This is a genomic window from Massilia sp. Bi118, assembly GCF_918697865.1.
In the GTDB taxonomy this organism is placed as follows: domain Bacteria; phylum Pseudomonadota; class Gammaproteobacteria; order Burkholderiales; family Burkholderiaceae_D; genus Telluria.
In genome coordinates this window covers 155,548-169,469 of record NZ_CAKKMV010000007.1, presented here as the reverse complement: position 1 = coordinate 169,469, position 13,922 = coordinate 155,548, and the positions used below count along the sequence as shown (strand labels likewise).

Sequence of the window (13,922 nt, the reverse complement as noted above, 5' to 3'; positions counted from 1 at the left end):
TGCAAGAGGCGTAACGATGGCTCAAAAGATGAATCCATGCAACAAAAAAACAGCGTCCCCCTCGCGAGGGACGCTGCTTTGCTTGCTACCGGCCGTGGCCGGGGCCTCAGGCCGCTTCGACCGCCACCGGCATGCGGATCAGGTAGTCGAAGGCCGACAGTGCGCACTTGGCGCCGTCGCCGGCCGCGATCACGATCTGCTTGAACGGCGTGGTGGTGGCGTCGCCGCCTGCGAACACACCGGGGATGTTGGTGCGGCCGTGGGCGTCGACCACGATCTCGCCGAAGCGCGACAATTCCACGCTGCCCTTCAGCCATTCGGTATTCGGCACCAGGCCGATCTGCACGAACACGCCTTCGAGCTCGACGTGACGGTCTTCGCCCGACACGCGGTCCTTGAAGCTGATGCCGTTGACCTTCTTGCCGTCGCCGGTGATCTCGGTGGTCTGGGCGTTCACGTGCACGGTCACGTTCGGCAGGCTGTTCAGCTTGTTGACCAGCACCGCGTCCGCCTTCAGCTGATTGGCGAACTCGATCAGGGTCACGTGCTGGACGATGCCGGCGAGGTCGATCGCCGCTTCCACGCCCGAGTTGCCGCCGCCGATCACCGCCACGCGCTTGCCTTTATACAGCGGGCCGTCGCAGTGCGGGCAGTAGTTCACGCCGGCGTTCTTGTACTGCTCCTCGCCCGGCACGTTGACGTTCCTCCAGCGCGCACCGGTCGACAGGATCACGGTGCTCGACTTCAGCGAGCCGCCGTTGGCGAATTTGACTTCGACCAGTTCGCCCGGCGCCGACGGCGCGATCAGTTGCGCGGCTTCCTGCTGGGTCATGATGTCGACGCCGTAATGGCGCACCTGGGCTTCCAGCGCGCTTGAAAATTTCGGGCCGTCGGTTTCCAGCACCGAAATGTAGTTCTCGATCGACATGGTGTCGTTCACCTGGCCGCCCATGCGGCCGGTGGCGATACCGGTGCGGATGCCCTTGCGGGCCGCGTACACGGCGGCCGCCGAACCGGCAGGACCGCCGCCGACGATCAGCACGTCATACGGCTCTTTCGCGTTCAGCTTGGCGGCGTCGCGCTCGCCGGCGCCCTTGTCCAGCCTGGCGACGATCTCTTCGACCATCATGCGGCCGGAACCGAACATTTCACCGTTCAGGAACACCATCGGCACGGACATCACCTGGCGCTCCTCGACTTCCTTCTGGAAGGCGCCGCCTTCGATCACGGTAGTCTTCACGCGCGGATTCAGGATCGCCATCAGGCTCAGGGCCTGGACCACGTCCGGGCAGTTATGGCAGCTCAGCGACATATAGACTTCGAACTCGTAGTCCTCGTCCAATGCTTTAATGGTGTCGATGGTGTCCTGCTCGACCTTGGGCGGGTGGCCGCCGGTCCACAGCAGGGCCAGCACCAGCGAAGTGAATTCGTGGCCCAGCGGCAGGCCGGCAAAGCGCAGGCTGCTGTTACTACCCGTACGTTGCAGGCTGAAGGACGGCTTGCGGGCGTCGTTGCCGTCGGTGCGCAGGGTGATCTTGTCGGCGCGCAGGCTCTGGATGGTCTGCAGCAGGTCGAGCATCTGCTTCGAGGTGTCGCTGTCGTCGAGCGAGGCCACCAGTTCGAAGGAATGCTGGACGCGTTGCAGGTAGGCACCCAGCTGGGTTTTCAGGTCATTGTCGAGAGCGCTCATGGTCTTGTCCTTTTCGTTCAAACGTGCTCAGGCCGATGCGACGCACATGCGGACGCATCCAATCAAATCAAAGTGGTAAATCCAAGCCGGCAGATCGACCAGTTTGATCGCCTGTCTTTCAGGGCAGGCCCATCGCGTGTGGGCTGCTTTTTGGGAGGGGGGAGAGCACGTCCCGCCCCCCGGCGGTCGGTGCTCTGGTGCTGCTGGTGCTGCTTGTGCTGCTTGTGCTGCTGGTGCTGCTTGTGGGCACATGGTGCCCACCCTACGTATTACATATTAGATCTTGCCAACCAGGTCCAGCGACGGCTTCAGGGTTTCAGCGCCTTCGGTCCACTTGGCCGGGCACACTTCGCCCGGGTGGGCGGCGACGTACTGGGCAGCCTTGACCTTGCGCATCAGTTCCGATGCGTCGCGGCCGATGCCGTTGTCGTGCACTTCCATGACCTTGATCTGGCCTTCCGGATTGATCACGAAGGTGCCGCGCAGGGCCATGCCTTCTTCTTCGATCATGACTTCGAAGTTACGCGACAGGGTGCCGGTCGGGTCGCCGATCAGCGGGTAGTTCACTTTCTTGATGGCATCCGAGGTGTCGTGCCATGCCTTGTGAGCAAAGTGGCTGTCGGTCGACACGCCGTACACTTTGACGCCCATCTTCGCGAATTCCGGCTGGAAAGCAGCCAGGTCTTCCAGTTCGGTCGGGCAGACGAAGGTGAAGTCGGCCGGGTAGAACATCAGAACCGACCAGGTGCCTTTGAAATCGGCTTCGGTCAGGTCGACGAACTTGCCATCGTGGAAAGCGGTTGCCTTGAACGGTTTGATTTCGGTGTTGATGATGGACATGAAAGCTCCTCTTTCGGGGTTAAAAAAAACGTCAGGTACGCACTATACCGCGCACGCACTTGAATGTGAAATTAATTGAACGGATTTCCTCAATTGATTTTAGCTATCGCTGGCGTGGATTGAGATACGTGGGCTCGGGAGGCCACGTCACGGAGTTCAAGCAGAAACGGCAGCAGCTGCCGGCACCTCGGCCTCGCTACAAGGCAGCAGCAAACTGAAAGTCGCCCCCTGCCCCGGCACACTCTGCACCGTCAGCTCCCCGCCGTGAGACGTGGCCAGCTGGCGCGAAATGTACAGGCCCAGGCCCAGCCCCTTCGGCTCGCCGCTCTTGGCCCCGCGCTCATAGGGTTCGAAGATGCGGTCGATGTAGTCGGGCGCGATGCCCTTGCCGTGGTCGCGCACGTCGATGCGGACATTGCAGCCGATCTGGTGCACGCTGAGCTCGACCGTGCCGCCGCCGCCGTAGCGCAGCGCATTGGTCAGCAGGTTGACGATCACCTGCTCGATGCGGAACTCGTCCCAGATGCCTTCCACCGGCGCGTGGGTTGCCAGCTGCAGGCTGGAGCTGGCCGCGGCCGCCTGCAGCGAGAGGTCGTTGACGACCCGCTCCAGCAGCCCCATCAGTTCGACTTTGGCCGGACGGATCGACAGCGTGCCGCTCTTCATGCGCGAGACGTCCAGCATGTCGTCGATCAGGCGGATCATGGCCTTGATCTGGCGCTCGTCGCGCTTGATCATGCCCGACATCTGCTCGGGGTTGAAGGCCGGCAGGTTGCCGCGCTTGATCTGCAGGCTGCGCATCTGGGTTTCCAGGAATAAGGTATTTAACGGAGTCCGCAGTTCGTGCGCCACCAGCGACATGAAGTCGTCGCGCATGCGCAGCGAGCGCTGCAGCTCTTCCTGGGTCTTGTTCAGCTCGCGCAGCAGGGTTTCCTGCTCGCGCCGGCTGCATTCCAACGCCTCCATCTGGCGCCGCATCTCGCGGCGCTGCTGGTCCAGCGTGACGAAGACGTTGACCTTGCTGCGCACGGCGTCCGGGTCGAGCGGCTTGTACAGGAAATCGACGGCGCCCTGCTCGTAGCCCTTGAAGGCATAGTTCAGCTCGCGCCCGGCGGCCGATACGAAGACGATCGGGATATTGCGGGTGCGCTCGGTGCCGCGCATCAGCTCGGCCAGCTCGAAGCCGTCCATGCCGGGCATCTGCACGTCGAGGATGGCCAGCGCGAACTCGTGCTCGAGCATCAGGGTCAGCGCTTCCTCGCCGGAGCTCGCCTGGAACACCTGGCGCTTCTCGTCGCGGATGAGGGCGTCCAGCGCGCGCAGGTTTTCCGGCAGGTCGTCGACGATCAGCAGTTTGCTTGGGTCTTGTGCGCTCATGATAACGTGGTCTCCAGCATGGGCAGCAGCGCCCCGATGCGGGCCAAAGGCAGGATCAGGTGCGGGGAAAATCGGTCGATGGCGCTCTTCGGCATGGTGGCCACCTGGGCGTCAGCGGGGTCTTGCACGACGGTCAGGCCGCCGCTCGCGTGGATGCGCGCCATGCCTTCGGCGCCGTCGTGATTGGCGCCGGTCAGCAGGATGCCGACCAGGCCGGCGCCATAGGCGTCGGCGCTGGATGCCATCAGTACATCGATGGACGGGCGCGCGAAGTGCACCGGCGGTTCGCAGCTCAGCGAAAACGTGAAGTCCTTCTCCACCGACAGATGGTAGCCGGCGCCGGCAAAGTAGACGGTGCCCGGCTCGATGACTTCCTTGTCCTCGGCTTCCTTGACCGGCAGCGGCAGGCGCTCGCCGAACAGCTCGGCAAGCCGGCTTTCGCGGTCGCCCGGCAGGTGCAGGATGCAGACCACCGGCAAGCCATAGCCGGCCGGCAGCGAAGGCAGCAGCGTGCCCAGGGCCTCGACCCCGCCGGCGGAGGCGCCGATCACCACCGCCTCGACGCGGCGGCCGGCGAGCGCGGCCTGGATATCCGTGCTCATTACGGTCCTACCTTGCGGAACACCCGCTCGCGCTTGGCCAGCGGCTCGAAGCGCTGGGCGTAGCTGGAGAAGTCGATGCTTTCCTTGCTGCCCAGGCCCAGGAAGCCGCGGTGCACCAGCGATTCGTGGAACAGGCCCAGCACCCGGTTCTGCAGGCGCCGGTTAAAGTAGATCATCACATTGCGGCAGCTGATGAAATGGGTCTCGGCGAACACGCTGTCGGTGGCCAGGCTGTGGTCGGCGAAGGTCACGTTCTCCACCAGCTCGCGCTCGAACAGGGCGCCGCCGTAGGCCGCCGTGTAATAGTCCGAGAAGGCCTGCGTGCCGCCGGACTTCTGGTAGTTCTCGGTGTACAGGCGCATGCGCTCGAGCGGCATCACGCCGCGCCGCGCCGCTTCCAGCGATTCCGGATTGATGTCGGTCGCGTAGATCAGGCTGCGCTCGAGCAGGCCCTCTTCCTTCAGCAGGATCGCCAGCGAATACACTTCCTCCCCAGTGCTGCAGCCGGCCACCCAGATCTTCAGCGACGGGTAGGTCTCTAGGTGCGGAATCACGTGCCGGCGAAGCGCCAGATAATAGTCCGGATCGCGGAACATTTCCGTCACCGGGATGGTCAGGAATTGCAGCAGCTGGGCAAAGGCGGCCGGCTCGTGCATCACCCTGGCCTGCAGCGCGGACACGGTATCGCATTCCATCACGCGCATGGCGGCCTGCACGCGGCGCTTTTGCGAAGCGCCGGTGTAGTCGCGGAAGTCGTAGTTGTACTTGAGGTAGACAGCTTCGACCAGCATCCGCAGCTCGATGTCGATATCGCTCGGGGGCTTGCTCAAATCCGCTCCATGGTCGGCATCCATACCCGCAGCAGCGAGTACAGACGGGTCAGGTCGATCGGCTTGGCCAGGTAATCGTTGGCGCCGGCGGCCAGGCACTGTTCCTGGTCATCCTTCATGGCCTTGGCCGTGATCGCGATGATGGGCAGGCGCGCGAAACGCGCATCCTGGCGGATCCTGCGCGTCGCTTCCAGTCCGTCCATGCCGGGCATCATGACGTCCATCAGCACCAGGTCGATATTGTCCACTTCGTCGAGCTTGGCAAGGGCTTCGAAGCCGTTGCGGCCCACCACCACATTGGCGCCCCGCTGTTCGAGCGCGCTGGTCAGTGCAAACACGTTGCGCACGTCGTCGTCCACCAGCAGGATGGTCCTGCCTTCGAACACCCGGTCGCGTCCACGCACGCTCTTGAGCATGGTCTGGCGCTCGGACGAGAGCGTCGACTCCACCTTGTGCAGGAACAGCGTGACCTCGTCCAGCAGGCGTTCCGGCGAACGCGCCCCCTTGATGATAATCGAGCGCGAATATTTCAGCAGTTCCGCTTCTTCCTCGCGCGTCAGGTTCCGTCCCGTGTAGACAATGACGGGCGGGAAGGAGCAGAGTTCTTCCATGGACATAGCCTTGAGCAATTCATTACCCTGCATATCGGGCAGCTTCAAGTCGATGATCATGCAGTCGAAAATCTGCGTGCGCAACAGGTTCAGCGCTTCCTCGCCCGAACCGACGGCGGCGATCTCGACGTCATTGTCCGAGATCAGCTTGACCACACTGTCGCGCTGGCGCTCGTCGTCCTCGACCAGCAGCACGCGTTTCACTTTCTGCGCCGATTTTTCCTTGAGCTTGACGAACACCTCTTCCAGCTGTTCACGGGTGGTCGGCTTCAGCGCATAGCCGATCGCGCCCAGGTGCAGGGCTTCGCCGCCGTTCTCCTGGCTCGACACCACGTGGACCGGGATGTGGCGGGTGGACGGGTTTTCCTTCAGCTGCTGCAGCACCGACAGGCCGGAACGGTCCGGCAGGCGCATGTCGAGCAGGATCGCATCCGGGTTCTCGGCGGCCGCCAGTTCCAGGCCCTCCGCCGCCGTCAGCCCGACCAGGCAGCGGAAGTCCATGTCGTGCGCCAGGCCGTAGAGGATGCGGGCGAATTCCGGCTCATCCTCGATCACCAGCGCGGTGCGCCGGCCCGACGCTGCCTCGAGGCGATCGTCGTCGAAGCGCGGCCCGGCCGGTGCTGCTTCCTGGGTTTCAGGCGCGGCCGGCGCCGGCGCAGGCGTGCGCATCGGCGGCGCCGCATGCACCAGCTGCGGCGCCGGCGGGGTCGCGGCGACGGCGCCGTTGCGCGGCAGGCTGAGGGTGAACGTACTGCCCTCGCCCGGGGTGCTGGCCAGGGTCAGGGTGCCGCCCAGCAGGCTGGTCAGATCGCGCGAGATCGACAGGCCCAGGCCGGTGCCGCCGTACTTGCGCGCGGTCGAGCCGTCGGCCTGGTGGAAGGCGTCGAAGATCTTGTCCTGCTGGTCGGGCGCGATGCCGATGCCGGAATCCTGCACCATGAATTGCACCCAGCCGTCGGCGTTTGCGCTGACGGTCAGGCGGACGCGGCCGGCGTCGGTGAATTTCACTGCGTTCGACAGCAGGTTTTTCAGGATCTGCTCGAGGCGCTGGCGGTCGGTGTGGATGGCCATCGGCACGTTCGGCTCGACCGTCACCGAGAATTCCAGTTCCTTCTGGCGCGCCAGCGGCTCGAAGGTGCGCGCCAGGCCCTCGACCACGCGGCGCAGCGGCAGCTCTTCCGGCACCAGCTCCAGCTTGCCGGCCTCGACCTTGGAGATGTCGAGGATGTCGTTGATCAGGTTCAGCAGGTCGTTGCCGGCGCCGTAGATGGTCTGGGCAAAGCGCACCTGCTCCTCGTTCAGGTTGCCGGTGGTGTTATCGGACAGCAGCTTGGCCAGGATGAGCGAGCTGTTGAGCGGCGTCCTCAGCTCGTGCGACATGTTCGCCAGGAATTCCGACTTGTAGCGGCTGGCGCGCTCCAGTTCCAGCGCGCGCTCGCGCAACTGGTCCTGGGCGGTGGTCAGCGCCGTGTTCTTGAGGTCGAGGTTGGCGGCCTGCTCGGCCAGCTGCTCGTTGGTCTGCTCGAGTTCCGCCTGCTGGTTCTCCAGCGCCGTCTGCGATTCCTCGAGCGCGCGCGACTGTTCTTCCAGCTCTTCGTTGGCGGTGCGCAGCTCTTCCTGCTGGACCTGCAGTTCCTCGTTCATGGCCTGCTGCTCTTCCAGCGCCACCTGCAGGCGCTGGCGGTAGACCACCGAGGCCACCGAGGCGCCCACGGCCGGGCCGATCAGCTCCATGAATTCGGTATCGCGCTCCCGCACGCCGTGCAGGAAGCCGATCTCGATCACACCCTTGATCTTGCCGTGGTTCGAGATCGGCGCAATCAGCAGTTCGCGCGGCGCGGTCTCGCCCAGGCCCGAGCCGACCTTGATGTAGTCGGACGGCAGTTCACGCAGGGTCAGGATGCGGTTCTGGTCGGCGGCCTGCGCGGCCAGCGAATTTTTCGGCTGGATCACCTTCGCGTGGCCGTCCTGATTGGCAAAGCCGTAGGCGCCGATGCGGGTCAGGACGCCGTCGTCGCTGCGCGCGTACATCGCGGCCACGACGCCGCCCAGGTAGGGCGTGACGAAATCCAGCACGGCGTGGGCCAGCGGCTCCAGTTCGTGCAGGTTGGCACTCTTGCCGGCCAGCTCGGCCTGGCCGCTGCGCAGCCAGTCCTGGTGGCGCAGCAGCGCATTGTGCTCGGCCTCGTGAGCCAGGATCTCGCCGTAGGAACCCGACAGCTTCACCAGTTCGCGGCGGCCGAACAGGGCCAGCAGGCCGGCGACGGTCAGGCTGAACAGCAGGAAGGCGCCGACCGACCAGCCGATCACGGTACGCGAAGAGCTGTTGCGCTCCTGCAGGATACGTTCTTCGGATTCGATGAAGAGCCTGAACTGGCGCCGCACCTCGTCGGTCAGCACCTTGCCACGCCCGGACTTGACCAGTTCGAGCACGTCGGCATTCTTTGCGCGCTGGGCGATGACTTCCTCGGCGTACAGCTGCCATTCGCGCTGGGCGGTACGAATCCGGCGCACACGGTCCAGCTGGGAATAATTATCGTCGACCATCCTGGCCAGGTCGTTCAGCGCCGCGTCGACCTTCGGCTTGGCATCGCTATAGGGCGAAAGAAATTCCCTGTCGCCAGACAGGAGGTAGCCGCGCATGCCGGCTTCCATGTCCGCCGACATGCGGCTGACTTCATTGGCCTGTCCGATCACCTTCTCGGAATGCTCCACCCAGCTGAGCACATTGATCAGGTAGGCAATGATGCCCACGAAGACCAGCGCGCTCAGTATGCCCATGCCCAGCGGCATGGCGACGTTACGGGACAGGATACGGCGGAACTGGCCGCTGTCGATACTCGATCCGGTCATGCTTATTCGCTAACTCTTAGGGAAAAAATATCCTAAGTGTAACGCAATCGCAAAATCGCGCGCGTTCTATTGGGCGCGAATTTGCCGCGTTTTAGCGTAAATACCGGGCGAGATACGATGCAGTTCGGCTGGTCCGGCTGCTTGCCACCGTCTGCGGCGGTCCCGAGGCGACGATCGTGCCGCCGGCCTCGCCCGCGCCCGGGCCGACGTCGATGACCCAGTCGCAGGCCGCCGCCACCCGCATCGTGTGCTCGACCATGATGACGGTGTTGCCGGCGTCGACCAGGCGGTTCAGCTGGGCCACCAGGCGGTCGGTGTCGAGCGGGTGCAGGCCGGTGGTCGGCTCGTCCAGTACATACAAGGCGCCGCCACGGGTGGCGCGCTGCAGTTCCGTCGCCAGCTTGATCCGCTGGGCTTCCCCGCCCGACAGCTCGGTCGCGCTCTGCCCCAGGCGCAGATAGCCCAGGCCGACCTCGCGCAACACCTGCAGCGGACGCGCCACCGGCTCCTGGTCTTCGAAGAAGGCATGGGCTTCGTCGACAGTCATGCCCAGCACGTCGGCGATGTTCTTCTCTTTATACGTGATCTTCAGCGTGTCGGCGTTGTAGCGCGCGCCCTCGCAGGTCGGGCAAGGCGCGTAGACGCTGGGCAGGAACAGCAGCTCGACCATCACGAAGCCCTCGCCGGCGCAATGCTCGCAGCGGCCTTTCGCCACATTGAAGGAGAAACGACCGGCGTCGTAGCGCTTCTTCTTTGCGCTTGGGGTCGCCGCGAACAGCTTGCGCACCTGGTCGAACAGGCCGGTGTAGGTGGCAAGGTTGGAGCGCGGCGTGCGCCCGATCGGCTTCTGGTCGACCCGCACCAGGCGCTTGATCCCTTCCATGCCCGCGACGATCCGGCCTTCGGTCTCGATCAAAGGCTCCTGTTCCAGGCCCGGCTCTTCTTCCGCTTCCTCCTGCGGTGCGCCCTGCCCCAGCGCTTCTGTGACGAGGTCGACCAGCACCTGGCTCACCAGCGAGGACTTGCCGGAGCCGGAGACGCCGGTCACGCAGCTCATCACGCCCAGCGGGAACGCGACCTTCAAATCGTGCAGGTTGTTGCGGGTGACGCCTTCGAGTTTCAGCCAGCTGCTGGGTTCGCGCAGCGTGCGCGCCTCGGCTTTTATCTCGTCGAACAGGTAGCGCTTCGTGTGCGAGCGCTCGACCTGCTTCAAGCCCTCGGGCGGGCCGCTGTAGAGGATCTCGCCGCCGCCCTCGCCCGCCTGCGGGCCGACGTCGACGATCCAGTCGGCGCAGCGGATCACGTCCAGCGCATGCTCGACCACGAACAGGGAGTTGCCGGCGTTCTTCAGCTGGTCGAGCGCCGCCAGCAGCGCCTCGGTATCGGCCGGATGCAGGCCGGCCGAGGGCTCGTCCAGCACGTAGACCACGCCGAACAGGCTGGAACGCACCTGGGTCGCCAATCGCAGGCGCTGCAATTCGCCCGGCGACAGGGTCGGCGTGCTGCGTTCTAGCGCCAGGTAGCCCAGGCCCATGTCGAGCAAGACGCCGAGGCGCGCACACAGGTCGGCGGCGATACGCTTCGTGACGATCAGCTGCTCCGGGTGTTTGGCGGCGGCCGTATCTTTACCGACCTCGCCTTTTGCGAACGGCTTCATCAGCCTGGCGAGCCGCTCCAGCGGGAGGCGCGACAGCTCGGTGATGTCCAGGCCCGCGAAGGTGACGGACAGGGCTTCCTGGCGCAGGCGCTTGCCTCGGCACAGCGGGCAGGAGGTAGAGACCATGTAGCGCGCCACGCGCTTCTTCATCGACGCACTCTCGGTGTTGGCGAAGGTCTGCAGCACGTAGCGGCGCGCGCTGCTGAAGGTGCCCTGGTAGCTGGGCGTTTCCTTGCGCTTCAGGGCGCGCTTCGTCTCCTCCGGCGTCAGGCCGGCGTAGACCGGCACGGTCGGGGTCTCGTCGGTGAACAGGATCCAGTCGCGGTCCTTCTTCGGCAAGTCGCGCCAGGGCGTGTCGACGTCGTAGCCCATGGTGACGAGGATGTCGCGCAGGTTCTGGCCATGCCAGGCCGGCGGCCAGGCGGCGACGGCGCGTTCGCGGATGGTGAGCGTATCGTCCGGCACCATCGACGCCTCGGTGGCCTCGTAGACGCGCCCCAGGCCCGAGCACTGCGGGCAGGCGCCTTCCGCGGTATTCGGCGAAAAGGACTCGGCATACAGGAGCGGCTGGCCGGGCGGATAGTCGCCGGCGCGCGAGTAGAGCATGCGCAGGGAGTTCGACAAGGTGCTGACGCTGCCGACCGAAGAGCGCGCGGTGGGCGTGCCGCGCTGCTGCTGCAGGGCCACCGCCGGCGGCAGGCCGTCGATCTCGTCGACTTCCGGCACCGGCATCTGGTGGAACAGGCGGCGCGCGTAAGGCGACACCGATTCCAGGTAGCGCCGCTGCGCCTCCGCGTACAGGGTGCCGAAGGCCAGCGAAGACTTCCCGGAACCGGAGACGCCGGTGAACACGACCAATGCGTCGCGCGGCAGCTCGACGCTGACGTTCTTCAGGTTGTGCTCGCGCGCGCCGCGTACGCGTACGCGGCCGTGGTCGGCGTGGGTCTTTGATGTGTCGGATGCCTTCATGACTTGATTGAAACGCACTCTGCCATTGCTGGCGGTGCGGTGACGCACAGTCCGTCGTTCCCGCCTACGCGGGAACGACGGCTCAGGGAATCAGCCGCTGCGCCCGCAGCGCCGCGAACAGATCGAAGAAAGAATCCTCGGTAGCCTGCCAGGCGGCAAAACCCAGCCGTCGGCTATTGGCCATGTCCGTCATCACCTCGATCGGGCGGCCGAGGTCGAGGTCGGTGTGCCAGGGCGAAGCCAGCCGGCTCAGATCCGCCTCCTGCAAATGGTGGCGGCGCGCGATCTCGCTCCACAGTCCGGCATCCTCGGCCATCGCGGCTTCCAGCGGCTGCACCGTGCCGTTGAAACCTTCGGCCTGCACGCCGAACCAGGCCGCCAGCCGGCGCCACAGCCAGCTCCAGCGGAAATAGTCGCCGTTGGTGATGTTGAAGGCTTCGTTGCGCGCAGCATCGCAGTCGGCGGCCCAGCGCAATTGCCTGGCCAGCATACGCGCATCGGTCACGTCGCTCAGGCCGTTCCACTGCGCTTCCGAACCCGGGAACTGGAAGGGGCGCCCGGTCTCCTTGCAAATCGAGGCATAGACGGCCAGGGTCGTGCCCAGGTTCATGGCGTTGCCGACCGCCATCCCGACGATGCTGTGCGGACGGTGGATGGTCCAGGTGAAGCGGTCGCGCGCGGCGGCGGCATAGACCTCGTCTTCCTGCGCATAGTAGAAATTATCGAGCGGCAGGCGCGGCTGGGATTCGCGCAGCGGCGTGTCCGGCAAGGTGCCGGAACTGGCGTAGGCTTCGAAGGGGCCGAGGTAGTGCTTCAGGCCCGTGACCAGCGCCACGTGGCGCAGCGATTTCCTGGACGACAGCGCATCGAGCAGATTACGCACCAGCAGCGCGTTGACGCGGATGTTCTCGGCCTCGCTGTCCTGGCGCATCCAGGTCGTGATGAAGACGTGGGTCGGTGCATCGTTGCCCATCGCTTCGGCCAGCGCCGCCTCCAGCCCGACCACCTCGAGCAGGTCGGCCGTCACCGGGATCAGGCCCGGCAGGTCGCGCGGCGGGCGGCGCGCCAGGCCGTACACTGTCCAGCCATTGGCCAGCAGTTCGCGGGCGGCATAGCGGCCGCCGATGCCGCTCGCGCCGACGACCAGTGCGCTTCGTTGCATGAGTTCGCTCCAGGGGAAATGACGGGGAACCGCCATTCTTGCGCGCTTTCGATCAGGGCCGGCGCGCCGTTGCCCCGGCTCATCGGTTAGCCGCCGGCCGCCAGCATTTCCAGACGCAGGCGCAAGCCCTGCAGGCCCTGCCCGAGTGCGAAGCGCCGGCTGATTCGGCGGCAGCGCGCAACCAGCTCCCGATCGCCGAGCAGCTGTTGCAATCCCCGCGCCAGGCGTACGCCGTTGAGCCGCGACGCCCTCGCACGGAAGGCCACGCCCAGGGCGGCGACACGCGCCGCGTTGTCGAACTGGTCGTGCGCCAGCGGCACCACCAGCTGGGGCGTGCCGGCGCGCAGGGCTTCGGCCGTGGTGCCGATGCCCCCGTGGTGGACCAGCACCATCGCGCGCGGCAGCAGGCGCCGCAGCGGCACGTAGTCCTGCCACAGGATGGACGAGGGCAGGTCTCTCGGCAACTGCTCGCGATGCGGGGTCAGGAAGACGGCGCGCAGGCCGATCAGTTCGACAGCCGCGCGCGCATGTTCGAAATAGGCGCGCGACTGGGTGTTGCCCGTACCGTGGGTGAAGACGACCGGCCTGGCGCCCGGCTCTGCGTCCAGGAAGCGTTCGAGCTCGGGCGACAGGACAGCGTCGGGGTTCGGATCGAACAGGGGAAAGTCGGCGCGGTACATGGGCCTGGGCCAGTCCGGCTGGGTCGGCGCGAACCAGTCGGGGAACAGCGTTACCGACAGGTCCGGCACGGCGAACAGGTGCGTGAGCATGCTGTCGACCTTGTTCATGCCCCGTGCCTGCCGCGCCGCGTTCACATCCTTCAGCGCCACCGGATCGATGACGCCGGCGGCCAGCCGCCGCAACAACCAGCTGCGCAGGCCCAGCGGCACCCAGCGCGGCACCGGCCAGGGACCGAACATCAGCGGATCGTGGATGGTCGGCAGGTTTTGCGGCGCCAGGTAAGCTGCCGCCACTTTCAAACCGGGACGCCTGGCCCGGCACAGGTCGGCCTCCGGCAAGGCCAGCGGATGGACCAGCAGCACGACCGCCTCGTCGGGCGGCAAGGCATCGACGAAAGGCACGATCTGCGCCATTGCCGGCCGCGTCGCGCGCCACACCACGCCAAAGCCGCGCGTCGCATGCCAGAGGTCGGGGTCGGCCAGCACGGCCGCGTCGACTGGCAGGCCGACGAAGCTCAGGCCGCTGTCCTTGACGTAGGGTGCGTGCTGCTCGGGCGCGAGGAAGCTGACCTTGTGGCCGACATCCTGCAATGCAAGCGCCATCGCCATGAAGGGAAACAGGTCGCCGGCCGAGCCGATGGTGACGACCAC

General features: G+C 65.6%; 9 protein-coding genes. All 9 read right to left on the bottom strand.

Annotation, left to right across the window (positions count from 1 at the left end; all coding sequences use genetic code 11):
* Nucleotides 1-106: 106 nt before the first annotated feature.
* A complete protein-coding gene (gene ahpF / locus LQV39_RS12430; RefSeq protein WP_230025921.1) occupies nucleotides 107-1,690 on the bottom strand; it encodes an alkyl hydroperoxide reductase subunit F in 1,584 nt (527 codons plus the stop codon).
* Nucleotides 1,691-1,966: 276 nt separating this feature from the next.
* The gene (gene ahpC, locus LQV39_RS12425) at nucleotides 1,967-2,530 is read right to left on the bottom strand and encodes an alkyl hydroperoxide reductase subunit C (RefSeq protein WP_230025919.1); all 564 of its coding nucleotides are present in this window, start codon (nucleotides 2,528-2,530) and stop codon (nucleotides 1,967-1,969) included.
* Nucleotides 2,531-2,686: 156 nt separating this feature from the next.
* Nucleotides 2,687-3,907 carry a hybrid sensor histidine kinase/response regulator gene (locus LQV39_RS12420; protein ID WP_230025917.1) on the bottom strand — a complete coding sequence of 407 codons (1,221 nt, stop codon included), beginning with the start codon at nucleotides 3,905-3,907 and terminating at the stop codon, nucleotides 2,687-2,689.
* Complete coding sequence (locus tag LQV39_RS12415; protein WP_230025915.1) at nucleotides 3,904-4,509, bottom strand: chemotaxis protein CheB; 606 nt, start codon at nucleotides 4,507-4,509, stop codon at nucleotides 3,904-3,906. Before LQV39_RS12415 ends, LQV39_RS12420 begins: the two co-directional genes overlap by 4 nt.
* On the bottom strand, nucleotides 4,509-5,363 hold the full coding sequence (locus LQV39_RS12410; protein ID WP_230025913.1) for a protein-glutamate O-methyltransferase CheR: 855 nt from the start codon (nucleotides 5,361-5,363) through the stop codon (nucleotides 4,509-4,511). The genes LQV39_RS12415 and LQV39_RS12410 overlap by 1 nt, the downstream gene beginning before the upstream one ends.
* Complete coding sequence (locus LQV39_RS12405) at nucleotides 5,336-8,803, bottom strand: response regulator (protein WP_230025911.1); 3,468 nt, start codon at nucleotides 8,801-8,803, stop codon at nucleotides 5,336-5,338. The genes LQV39_RS12410 and LQV39_RS12405 overlap by 28 nt, the downstream gene beginning before the upstream one ends.
* 91 nt (nucleotides 8,804-8,894) lie before the next feature.
* A complete protein-coding gene (locus LQV39_RS12400; RefSeq protein ID WP_230025909.1) occupies nucleotides 8,895-11,429 on the bottom strand; it encodes an excinuclease ABC subunit UvrA in 2,535 nt (844 codons plus the stop codon).
* Nucleotides 11,430-11,511: 82 nt separating this feature from the next.
* On the bottom strand, nucleotides 11,512-12,591 hold the full coding sequence (locus tag LQV39_RS12395) for an SDR family oxidoreductase (protein WP_230025907.1): 1,080 nt from the start codon (nucleotides 12,589-12,591) through the stop codon (nucleotides 11,512-11,514).
* An 86-nt stretch (nucleotides 12,592-12,677) separates the two neighbouring features.
* Nucleotides 12,678-13,922 (bottom strand): glycosyltransferase, encoded by a 1,245-nt coding sequence (locus LQV39_RS12390; protein ID WP_230025905.1) that lies wholly within the window; start codon nucleotides 13,920-13,922, stop codon nucleotides 12,678-12,680.

What these genes read in the sequence shown, in the direction of transcription:
- LQV39_RS12420 (WP_230025917.1), bottom strand. Translation starts at nt 3,907, where the DNA reads ATGAGCGCACAAGACCCAAGCAAACTGCTGATCGTCGACGACCTGCCG.
- LQV39_RS12405 (WP_230025911.1), bottom strand. Translation starts at nt 8,803, where the DNA reads ATGACCGGATCGAGTATCGACAGCGGCCAGTTCCGCCGTATCCTGTCC.
- ahpC (WP_230025919.1), bottom strand. Translation starts at nt 2,530, where the DNA reads ATGTCCATCATCAACACCGAAATCAAACCGTTCAAGGCAACCGCTTTC.
- LQV39_RS12410 (WP_230025913.1), bottom strand. Translation starts at nt 5,363, where the DNA reads ATGGATGCCGACCATGGAGCGGATTTGAGCAAGCCCCCGAGCGATATC.
- LQV39_RS12400 (WP_230025909.1), bottom strand. Translation starts at nt 11,429, where the DNA reads ATGAAGGCATCCGACACATCAAAGACCCACGCCGACCACGGCCGCGTA.
- ahpF (WP_230025921.1), bottom strand. Translation starts at nt 1,690, where the DNA reads ATGAGCGCTCTCGACAATGACCTGAAAACCCAGCTGGGTGCCTACCTG.
- LQV39_RS12395 (WP_230025907.1), bottom strand. Translation starts at nt 12,591, where the DNA reads ATGCAACGAAGCGCACTGGTCGTCGGCGCGAGCGGCATCGGCGGCCGC.
- LQV39_RS12415 (WP_230025915.1), bottom strand. Translation starts at nt 4,509, where the DNA reads ATGAGCACGGATATCCAGGCCGCGCTCGCCGGCCGCCGCGTCGAGGCG.